Source organism: Mycobacterium sp. (assembly GCF_032162105.1).
Lineage (GTDB): Bacteria > Actinomycetota > Actinomycetes > Mycobacteriales > Mycobacteriaceae > Mycobacterium.
This window is the reverse complement of sequence record NZ_JAVRPS010000371.1, coordinates 1-10,216: the sequence shown is the minus strand read 5'-3', so window position 1 is coordinate 10,216 and position 10,216 is coordinate 1. Positions and strand designations below refer to the sequence as shown.

General features: G+C 68.4%; 10 protein-coding genes. 4 read left to right on the top strand and 6 right to left on the bottom strand.

From position 1 onward, the window contains the following. Window positions 1-554 precede the first annotated feature (554 nt). The gene (locus tag QOC69_RS18870) at window positions 555-1,484 is read right to left on the bottom strand and encodes a serine hydrolase (protein WP_526442333.1); all 930 of its coding nucleotides are present in this window, start codon (window positions 1,482-1,484) and stop codon (window positions 555-557) included. A gap of 149 nt (window positions 1,485-1,633) precedes the next feature. On the opposite strand from QOC69_RS18870, the gene QOC69_RS18865 reads away from it, so the two are divergent. Together QOC69_RS18865 and QOC69_RS18860 are read left to right on the top strand one after the other, a co-directional pair. Further along, on the top strand, window positions 1,634-3,052 hold the full coding sequence (locus QOC69_RS18865; protein WP_526442334.1) for an AMP-binding protein: 1,419 nt from the start codon (window positions 1,634-1,636) through the stop codon (window positions 3,050-3,052). Between the two features lies 1 nt (window position 3,053). Further along, window positions 3,054-3,404 (top strand): VOC family protein, encoded by a 351-nt coding sequence (locus tag QOC69_RS18860; protein ID WP_526442332.1) that lies wholly within the window; start codon window positions 3,054-3,056, stop codon window positions 3,402-3,404. 76 nt (window positions 3,405-3,480) lie between these two features. Here the strand turns inward: QOC69_RS18860 and QOC69_RS18855 are convergent, their stop codons facing one another. Continuing rightward, window positions 3,481-4,770 carry a nucleotide disphospho-sugar-binding domain-containing protein gene (locus QOC69_RS18855; protein WP_526442331.1) on the bottom strand — a complete coding sequence of 430 codons (1,290 nt, stop codon included), beginning with the start codon at window positions 4,768-4,770 and terminating at the stop codon, window positions 3,481-3,483. 77 nt (window positions 4,771-4,847) lie between these two features. Here QOC69_RS18855 and QOC69_RS18850 point away from each other — a divergent pair, with 77 nt between their 5' ends. Further along, the gene (locus QOC69_RS18850; RefSeq protein WP_526442329.1) at window positions 4,848-6,101 is read left to right on the top strand and encodes a glycoside hydrolase family 27 protein; all 1,254 of its coding nucleotides are present in this window, start codon (window positions 4,848-4,850) and stop codon (window positions 6,099-6,101) included. A gap of 4 nt (window positions 6,102-6,105) precedes the next feature. Here the strand turns inward: QOC69_RS18850 and dapD are convergent, their stop codons facing one another. The 4 genes from dapD to QOC69_RS18830 are packed head-to-tail and all read right to left on the bottom strand — an operon-like array spanning window position 6,106 to window position 8,827. Further along, a complete protein-coding gene (dapD, locus tag QOC69_RS18845; RefSeq protein ID WP_526442327.1) occupies window positions 6,106-7,050 on the bottom strand; it encodes a 2,3,4,5-tetrahydropyridine-2,6-dicarboxylate N-succinyltransferase in 945 nt (314 codons plus the stop codon). A gap of 11 nt (window positions 7,051-7,061) precedes the next feature. Continuing rightward, window positions 7,062-7,649 (bottom strand): TetR/AcrR family transcriptional regulator, encoded by a 588-nt coding sequence (locus QOC69_RS18840; protein WP_526442325.1) that lies wholly within the window; start codon window positions 7,647-7,649, stop codon window positions 7,062-7,064. 4 nt (window positions 7,650-7,653) lie between these two features. Further along, a complete protein-coding gene (locus tag QOC69_RS18835; protein WP_526442323.1) occupies window positions 7,654-8,097 on the bottom strand; it encodes a nitroreductase family deazaflavin-dependent oxidoreductase in 444 nt (147 codons plus the stop codon). 4 nt (window positions 8,098-8,101) lie between these two features. Further along, the gene (locus tag QOC69_RS18830; RefSeq protein WP_526442321.1) at window positions 8,102-8,827 is read right to left on the bottom strand and encodes an SDR family NAD(P)-dependent oxidoreductase; all 726 of its coding nucleotides are present in this window, start codon (window positions 8,825-8,827) and stop codon (window positions 8,102-8,104) included. Between the two features lie 95 nt (window positions 8,828-8,922). Here QOC69_RS18830 and dapE point away from each other — a divergent pair, with 95 nt between their 5' ends. Next, the gene (dapE, locus tag QOC69_RS18825; protein ID WP_526442319.1) at window positions 8,923-9,999 is read left to right on the top strand and encodes a succinyl-diaminopimelate desuccinylase; all 1,077 of its coding nucleotides are present in this window, start codon (window positions 8,923-8,925) and stop codon (window positions 9,997-9,999) included. Window positions 10,000-10,216 lie beyond the last annotated feature (217 nt).

The window sequence follows — 10,216 nt, the reverse complement described above, 5'->3', positions numbered from 1 at the left end:
GCAGTGCGTCGCGCCGGGAAACCGGGCGCGTTGATCGCAGGTCGGTAGTCCCCAGAGAGTCCTGCACCGGGCGACGTTAACAATGTGGCTGCTGTTACTTGTGTTGCGTCGGCTGGCTGTGTCCGGTTCGCGATCAAGGTGACGCGCGGCCGAAACATTCAATTCCACGGCCACGGCTGGTGCCGGGCCCGGGGGCGGAAGGGCCTCCGAAGTCGGCGGCGGTCACAATGCCCGTTGTCCGGCCCGAGAGTGGCTGTGCTGTAACGCGAATCGAAGACAATCGCGGTAGCCGAACACCTGCGGTTCCATCCGAAGGCGATGGTATGACAACGTTCGTCATCGATGCACAGCCTGGCGGCTCCCACGCTGCTGCGCTCGCAGGCGCTCGCCCTCATGTACGAATCGGTGCACCGCGGCGATCGGGCCGGAAGGTTCTCGACGATATCCGCGGGCTGCGGATCCGTGGCACGGGGCAAAACCACCGGGGGCTGAGGGGCCTGCAGTCCGGACTGCGATACCTCGTACGAAATCCCTGCGGTTCGAATCCAGCGGCGCTAGATCCTGCCGCCCGGGAACATCGTCTTGACGGCCTGAGTCATGTTCGTGCGGGCGGCGGCGTCGTCGTCGGGTTCGAGGGAGCTGATCGCCATCACGTAGCGGTGTTCGGGCCCGATCGCGCCGGTGGACACGTGCAACTGGTTGGCGCCGTTCCAGCAGCAGAACCAGCCCTGCTTGACCGCAACCGATTCGGCATAGAGCCCCTCGGGGATGCCGAACCGCTGCGGGTACCCGTCGGTTCCCGTCGGTGTGGATTGCGCCAGGTCACCGATGATGACGTTGGCCTGTTCGGGTGGCAGCCCTCCGGTGCCGGCCAACAGCATGTCGTAGTAGTGGACGAGATCGCTTGCGGTACTTGTCGTGACGTCCCAGTGCCCGTTGTAGGGCGCCGTCGTGCCCGGTAACCCGTACCGAGCCTTGACGCGGGCGATGATGGCGTTTCCGCCGCTGCGGTCCCAGAAGTTCTGGGCCGCGCCGTCGTCGGAGGAGCGCAGCATGACGTCGAGTGACGCGCGGTCGGCAGCGGATAGTTGCGTCTCGCCCTTCGACTCCTGCAGCAGCAGATCGTCGGCGATGAACAGCTTCACCACGGACGCGATCGGGAAGGGCTTGTTGACCCCGTTGGAGACGATCTGGCCGGTGTCGCGGTCCAACACGACGGTCTCGATGTTGGCCCCAGACTTCGCCGCGTCGGCCGTGGCTTGACGGACGCGGGCGTCGAGTCCGGCGAGTGGCGCCGCCGACTGGTTGGGTGGGGCTTCGGGCAGCACGGGAAGCGGGGCCTCCGGGGCGCTGACTGGCGCCTGCGGTGTGTTCTCAGCTGTCGGCGGACTACCCCAGACCTTCGCCTCACATCCGTTTACGAGCAGCGCCACACCGACGATCGCCATTCCCGTCATCGCCCGATTCGGCAGACGCCAACGCATTAGGTCTCCCCCCAACAGAATTTGAACCAGGGCAGCGGGCTCAACGCTGCGCTCACTGGTTACCCCAGCGTAATCGGCAAGCTCGGCGAATGCCCCGTCAACCTTCGCTGCGTCTCGACGGATGCGGCCCAGCGGGTAGCCTCGCAGACGTGCTGCTGGCCTCGCTGAACCCCGACGCAGTCGCCGGGGGGCACGACATCGGCGACGCGGTGCGCATCGACGGAGTGACGCTGAGTCGCAGCGACCTCGTCGGCGGGGCGACGTCGGTCGCCGAACGCGTCGGTGGCGCGCACCGGGTCGCCGTGCTGGCCACGCCGACCGCGTCGACGGTGCTGGCCGTGACCGGTTGCCTGATCGCTGGCGTGCCCGTCGTCCCCGTACCCGCCGACGTCGGCGCCGCCGAACGCCGTCACATCCTCACCGACTCCGGCGCTCAGGCCTGGTTGGGCGACCTGCCGGAGGAGACCGAGGGGCTGCCACACGTCCCGGTCCGCCTGCACGCCCGGTCGTGGCACCGCTACCGGGAGCCATCGCCCGACGCCACCGCAATGGTCATCTACACCTCGGGGACCACGGGCCCGCCGAAGGGCGTGGTGATCAGCCGGCGGGCGATCGCAGCCGACATCGACGCCCTGGCGCAGGCCTGGCAGTGGACGCCCGACGACACCCTCGTACACGGCCTGCCGCTGTTCCACGTGCACGGCCTGGTGCTCGGGCTACTCGGGTCGTTGCGGATCGGAAACCGGCTCGTGCACACCGGAAGACCCACGCCCGCGGCATACGCCGCGGCCAGCGGTTCGCTGTACTTCGGGGTGCCCACGGTGTGGTCGCGCATCGCAGGCGACCTGGACGCCGCTCTGGCGCTGGCCCCGGCGCGGCTGCTGGTCTCGGGCAGCGCCCCACTTCCGGTGCCGGTGTTCGACGAACTCGTCCGGCTCACCGGCCACGCACCCGTGGAGCGCTACGGCAGCACGGAGTCGTTGATCACGGTGAGCACCCTGGCCGACGGGGAACGGCGGCCCGGCTGGGTGGGACTGCCGCTGGCCGGCGTGTCCAGCAGGCTGCTCGACGACGACGGCGCAGAGGTACCGCACGACGGGGAAACCATTGGGCGCCTGGAGGTTCGGGGCCCCATGCTCTTCGACGGATACCTCAACCGGCCGGACGCCACCGCGGAGGTCTTCGGCGCCGACGGATGGTACCGGACCGGCGACATGGCGGTCGTCGACGGCGCGGGCATGCACCGCATCGTCGGTCGCGAGTCCGTCGACCTGATCAAGTCCGGCGGCTACCGGATCGGCGCAGGCGAGATCGAGACCGCGCTCCTCGGGCACCCCGGCGTCAGCGAGGCGGCGGTCGTCGGCGTTCCCGACGACGACCTCGGCCAGCGGATCGTCGCGTTCGTCGTCGGCTCACCCGAGATCGGGGTGCAACCCGCCGAGCTGATCGACTTCGTCGCACAACAGCTTTCGGTGCACAAGCGGCCCCGGGAGGTTCGGATCGTCGACGCCTTGCCCCGCAACGCGATGGGCAAGGTGCTGAAGAAGGAGTTGGCAGGGTGGCTTTGAAATGACACTGAAGTTCGACGAGATCTGCATCGACGCTCATGACGCCACCGCGCTCGGGGCGTGGTGGTCGCAGGTGCTGGGCTGGCCACACGACGTGGACTCCGACGGCGACGTGGTGTTGCTCACCCCGCCCGGCGCGGGACCGCAGTGGCTCTTCATCGCGGTGCCCGACGACAAGGTCGTCAAGAACCGCATCCACTTCGACTTCCGGCCCGACGATCAGCAGGCCGAGGTCGACCGGGTCCTCGCGCTCGGGGCACGGCACGTCGACGTCGGCCAGGGCGACGAGTCGTGGGTGGTACTGGCCGACCCCGAGGGCAACGAGTTCTGCATCCTCGCTGCCCGCGACTGACCCCCACTGCCGCGAGCGTGCGGGTCTGCTGCGCGACACGCCGTGCACGGTAGGCATTTTGCTCGCGAGTAGATGGTCAACCGCGGACCAGGCCCTCGATGAGGTCCGCGGCGCGTAGCCGCCCCGGAGCGGCCCGCAACCGCTGCGACGCCACGTCCAACCGTGCCCTCAGCGTCTGGTCCGCGACCAGGCGATCGATGGCGGAGTGCAACTCCTCGTCGGAGAACTCGTAGGTGGAAAGCCTCACCCCGTAGCCGCATTCGTCGATCCGCTGGGCGTTGTCGTACTGATCCCAGAACAGCGGAAGGACGATCGTCGGCACGCCGAACGTGAACGCCTCGCCCACCGTGTTGTTGCCGCCGTGGGTGATCATCACGTCGCACTGCGGCACGATCGCGGTCTGCGGCACGAACTGCTCGCCCCACATGCGATCGCCCAATCGGAGCTGGTCGTGCAGGGGTCCCATGGACACGATCACCCGGTGCGGCGTCCGATCCAACGAGTCGATCACACGTTGCATCAGAGGCACGTCCATGCAGCCGAGGCTGCCCAGCGACAGGTACACCAACTTGCCCGCCGTGCCGACCTTCTCCGCGACGTCGAACGCGCCGTCGGAGTTGCGCGTCGAGGTGTCGATTCGGTGCCACGTCGGACCGAGCGGCCGCGATCGCGGGTAGTCCAGCTCGGCGGGGAACATGTAGAGGTTCAGGTACGGCGACTCGTACTGGAAGGCATCGGCCGGCAACGGCGCCGCGCCACACTCCTGGTGAAAGGCGTTGTAGCGCTGTAGCAACGGGCCCGTCACCCGGCGGTACTCGGCGCGGAAGTCGTCCCAGCCGCTGCGGTCGTCGGCTGGATACCCGGAGAACACGGGCGCGATGCCGGGGTCGGGTAGCTCCAACGGGTTCGCCGACACCACGCGAGTCCACGGACACCCCGCCAGCGATACCGACGGGAAGCTGGCGACGCAGTCGAGCACGATGGCGTCGGGCCGCAACTCCGACCAGATCTGGGTCAGTCGATCGTGCGAATACTCGGCGCCGTCGACGAACTCGGCCCAGATGGGCGCCGTCACGGTCTCCAGTTGTTCGATGGTCGGCTTGCGGAACTCGGGCGACGTCACGCGTACGAACTCGGCCCACCCCTCGCCGACCGTCTCCCCACCTTCGGGTGGCGGTGCCAGCCGCATCAGGCGTTCCTCGAAACCCCTGGCCGCCAGTTCGCCCTCGAACGACTCCTCGACGACGAACACGGTGCGGATGTTCCGCTCGAGCAGGTGATTGCCCAGTGCGACGAGGTTGTTGGTGGGTCCCCACGCGCCGGGTTCGGGAAAGAGCGCCACAACGGGCCGGCCGGGCTGCGTCATACCGGCCGAATCTACGCCCGTGCGGACCCACAGGCGCTTCGAACCTGGCTCCCAGACTGCGATGTCACGATGGCCGCGTGCGTCGTGTCCTGCGTCTGGTGGTATGCGTCGCCGTGCTGGCCGCGTGTTCGTCGCCGGCGCCGCAACCGCCTCCGGTGCAAGCACCGCCGATGGGCTGGAACTCGTGGAACTCCGGCATCCCGCTGACCGAGCGGACCGTCGAGCAGACCATCGATGCGATGGTGTCGTCGGGCATGCGCGATGCCGGCTACCGCTACGTCAACCTCGACGCCGGTTGGGCGGCCCCCACCCGCGACGCCGACGGGAATCTGCGCGCCGACCCCGATCGGTTTCCGCACGGCATCGCCGCGCTGGCGCGTTACGCCCACGACCGTGGCATGTACCTCGGCATCTACCACAGCCCGTTCAACCAGGGCTGCGGGCAGGATCCGCGCATCGGGGCGGCCGGTCACGAACGGGCCGACGCGCACGTGTTCGCCGACTGGGGCGTGGACTACCTCAAGTACGACTGGTGCCGGCTGTCGGCCGGCCACACCGAGCAGGTGCAGTACTTCATCGCGATGCGAGATGCGTTGCGCGCCAGCGGCCGTCACATCGTGTACAGCATCAACCCGAACAGTTCCGGTGATCCCGACGCCGGGTCGGAGTACGACTGGTCACGCATCGCCGACGTGAGCCGGGACGGTATCGACCTGGTGCCTGCCTGGGGTGATGCCGACCTGTGGTCGGAGGGTCTGGTCGGCGTCAGTCAGGCGTTCAGCGCCGCAGGTACGGTGGCGCCGCGCAGCGGCCCGACCCACGTGAACGACCCGGACATGCTGGTGGTCGGCATCCCGTGGACCGCCTTCGCCACTGGCCACCCCACGATGACGCTGGGGCCGCCGCGGCCCGATCTGACCGACGCCGAACAGCGCGCGCACTTCTCGCTGTGGGCCATGCTGGCCGCGCCGCTGCTCGCGGGCAACGACGTCCGCTCGATGACCGAGCAGACCCGTGACATCCTGACCAACCGCGACGTGATCGCCGTCGATCAGGATCGACTGCTGGTTCAGGGCATCCCACTGCCGGGCGACCCCCGGGTGATCGTCAAGCCGCTCGCCGACGGTGCCGTCGCGGTGGCGCTGTTCAACTCGGACGCCGACCCGGTCCCAATTCGCACCGACGTGACGACGGTCGGTCTGCCCGCCGACGACTGTTACACCGTGCGTGATCTGTGGGCGCACACCGACGCGACCACCACCGGAGACGTCGAGGCGACCGTGCCAGGGCACGGCGTCGCGATGCTGAGGGTGACGCCGCGTTGCCGGTGACGCGTCAGTTCGCGTGCAGGGCTTCGTTGAGCGTGATGCCGCTGCCGTCGCGTCCTACCACCTCGACCGCGCCGGACAGCGAATTACGTCGGAACAGAAGGTTGTTCGCGCCGGACAGGTCACGCGCCTTCACGGTCTGACCATCCGAGGTCGTCACCTTGGTGCCACCGGTGACGTAGAGGCCGGCCTCGATCACGCAGTCGTCGCCGAGCGAGATGCCAAGCCCGGAGTTCGCGCCGAGCAGGCAACGCTTGCCGACCGAGATCACTTCCTTGCCACCGCCGGACAACGTGCCCATGATCGAGGCACCGCCGCCGACGTCGGAGCCGTCGTCGACCACCACGCCCGCCGAGATCCGGCCCTCGACCATCGACGTGCCGAGCGTGCCTGCGTTGTAGTTCACGAAGCCCTCGTGCATCACCGTGGTGCCCGCCGCCAGGTGCGCGCCGAGCCGCACCCGGTCCGCGTCGGCGATCCGGACGCCCGCCGGCACGACGTAGTCGACCATCCGCGGGAACTTGTCGATGCCGTAGACCGTGACGGGGCCGCGCCGGCGCAGCTTCGCGCGCACGATCTCGAAGCCCTCCACCGCACACGGCCCGTAGTTCGTCCACACCACGTTGGCGAGCACGCCGAAGATCCCCTCCATGCTGGCACCGCGGGGAGCGGTCAGCCGGTGCGACAGCAAGTGCAGCCGCAGGTAGGCATCGAATGCGTCGGCCGGCTTGTCGTCCAGCGAGGCGATCGTCGTGCGGACCAGGACCGTCTCGACGTCGCGTTCCTCGTCGCGGGAGGCAAGTGCGCCCAGCTCCTCGGTGACCTCGGCCACCGAGAGCCGCGTCGTCCCTGCTTCGCCGTCGCCGGACAGCTTCGGTTCGGGGAACCACGTGTCGAGAACCGTACCGTCGGCCGCGATGGTGGCCACGCCGACGCCTGATGCGGAAGTCACGCCGCCAAACGCTACTCGATCTGGCTGTCGAGCAGCGCTGCGGCGGCAGCGCGCGCGGCGACTGCGGCGGATGGGTCGTGGTCCATCCACGCATTGATTCCGGCGCCGTCGTAGAGCAGATGAAGCTGATGGGCGAGGGCCGCCGGGTCACGGGCACCCGCTTCTCGCGCGAGCCGGATGAGCAGTGCGCGAACGTCGTGGCGGTACTCGTCGGCCGCCCGCTCGACCAGCCCTCCGGCCGGTGCTTCGGCGCTGGCCGAGATGAACGCGCATCCGCGGAAGTCGGGCTGGGCAAAGGTCTCGCCTTGAGCGTCGAAGACCGCCAGCAAGCGCTCGACGGGATCGGTGTGCCGATCGACCGCTGCGTTGAGTCTCTCCGTGGTGCGCGCGTGACGGGACTGCAGGTACGCCTTCACCAGCTCTTCCTTGCTGCCGAAGGTGTTGTAGAGCGACGCCTTTGCGACGCCTGCGCGTTCGATGATCCGGTCGATGCCGACCGTCTGTGTTCCTTCGTTGTAGAAGAGGTCGTTGGCGGCCTCGAGCAACCGTTCGCGGGCCGGCCGGCGCTCAATGCCCTTCACCTCCGCGGCGGTGCCCATCGGGTCACCCTTCGGCCGCGACGGGTTCGAGCAGCATGACCGGGATCTCGCGGTCACCCGCCTTGGCACGGTACGCGGGGAAGTGCGGCCAATCCCGTTCGGCGACCTTCCACCAGCGGGCTTTCTCGTCACCGTGTACCTCCCGGGCCCGCACGCGGTGCACGGTAGCGCCGTCCTGCAGTGACAGTTCTGGATGCGCGACGATGTTGCGGTACCACGCAGGATGGGAGGTGGCTCCCGCGTTGGACGCGACCCCGACGTAGACGTCGCCCTCCTTGATTCGCATGACGGGGTTCTTGCGGATGTTGCCGGTCTTGGCGCCGACAGTGGTGAGGATCACGACCGGTCGGCCCTCAAGCGTGCCGCCGTCGCGTCCGTCGGTCGCCTCGTAAAGCGAAACTTGTTCGCGTACGCGGTCACTCGGGCTTGGCTCGTAGGTATCGGTCATGTTGTCACACCGCCGTCCGGCCGCCGTCGATCGGGATGACCGCGCCGGTGATGTAACTCGCCTTTGGTGAGGCGAGGAACGCGACCACTCCGGAGATCTCCTCGGGTTGCGCGCCTCGCTTGAACAGGGTGGTGGTGGCGAGGTTCTCGATGAGGTCGCGCTTGGAATCGTCGGTGAACACCGGGCCTGGAGCCACGGTGTTGACGCGCACGCCCGACGGGCTGAACTCGGCCGCCCATGCCCTCGTCATCGCCGTCAGCGCCGCTTTGGTCGCGCCGTACGCCGCGCCGCCGGCCAGACCAACGTGCCCGGCCATGCTGTCGACGCTGACGATGCTTCCGTGGCCGCGCGCGGCCATCCCGGGAGCCAGTGCCGCGACCAGCTGGTATGCGGCGCGCACATTGCTGGCGAACAGGTCGTCGAACGTGGCCGTGTCCAATTCGGCTGACGGTCCAAACCAGGAGAAGCCACCATTGTTCACCAGCACCTCGACCTCTCCCGCCGCCTGCGCGAGTGCGACGACCGCGTTGGCATCGCCGAGGTCGGCCGCCACGAACCGGGCGTGTCCGCCCTCGGCCTCGATTTCCTTGACCGTCGCGGCACCGCGGGTGGCGTCGCGTCCGTGCACGATCACGTCGAACCCGTCGCGCGCCAGGTCGAGTGCCACGGCCTTGCCGATGCCCGACGTCGCACCAGTGACGAGAGCGACCTGCTTGGTGTCTTGCGTCATCTCTGACTCCTTGGTTGAGTAGACCTGTCTGTCTAGTGGTGGTTACAAGTCCTGGATGGATCCGTCTATTCCCGGGCACCATCTAGCCTTGAGGTGTGCTCGATCTACGCGCTGATCCGATCGCGCTGACGGCTGCCCTCGTCGACATTCCCAGCGAGTCGCGCCACGAACAGCGCATCGCCGACGAGATCGAGGCCGCCCTGCGCGAACAGGCCACGGGCTTCGAGGTGATCCGCAATGGTGACGCCGTGCTGGCCCGCACCAACCTCGGCAGGCCGTCGCGGGTGCTGCTGGCTGGGCACGTCGACACCGTGCCCGTCGCGGACAACGTGCCCAGCCGCTTCGTCTCGGGTACTGGGGGAGGCGAGCTGTACGGCTGCGGCACCTCCGACATGAAGTCGGGCGACGCGGTCTTCCTGCACCTGGCCGCGACCGTCGCAGACCCGGCGCACGACATCACGCTGGTGATGTACGACTGCGAGGAGATCGAATCCAGCGCGAACGGCCTGGGGCGGATCGAACGCGAACTGCCCGACTGGCTGCGCGCCGACGTGGCAATCCTCGGGGAGCCGTCGGGTGGATTCATCGAGGCGGGCTGCCAGGGCACCATCCGCGTCGTGGTCAGTGCCGCGGGTACGCGGTCGCACTCCGCGCGATCGTGGTTGGGCGACAACGCCATTCACAAGCTGGGCGCGGTGCTCGATCGGCTCTCCACCTATCAGCCCCGCAGCGTCGACATCGACGGCTGCACCTACCGCGAGGGACTCTCCGCCGTCCGCATCGACGGCGGAATCGCGGGAAACGTGATCCCCGACGCCGCGTCGGTCACGGTGAACTTCCGGTTCGCGCCTGACCGCAGCGTCGAGCAGGCGCTGACGCACGTGCAGGACGTGCTGGACGGCCTCGACGTCGGCGTCGAGCAGACAGACGCCGCGCCGGGCGCCCTGCCCGGTCTGACCAATCCGGCCGCTGCGGCGCTGATCGAGGCCGCCGGGGGACAGGTCCGCGCCAAGTACGGCTGGACCGACGTGGCGCGGTTCGCGGCGCTCGGCATCCCCGCCGTGAACTACGGGCCGGGCGACCCGAACCTCGCCCACCGCGTCGACGAGCGCGTGCAGGTCGACCAGATCACCGCCGCCACCGAGATGCTGCGGAAATATCTGCTTGCCTGACGCCGCTAACATGGGTGGCGTATTCGTAGTCGGACAGAGGTGGGCCGCAAACGTGCTGGGAGACGACATCTCCGGATAACCCGGAGCTCGTGTTGGTCGTCCATTCCGCATGCCGTGGCTGGTGCCGCGGACCTCACCGAGAGATCTCTCGCGTGTCCATCGTTTCCTCACACCTGTCCTTTGGCTGGCCCGATGACACTGCGCTGTTCGCCGACCT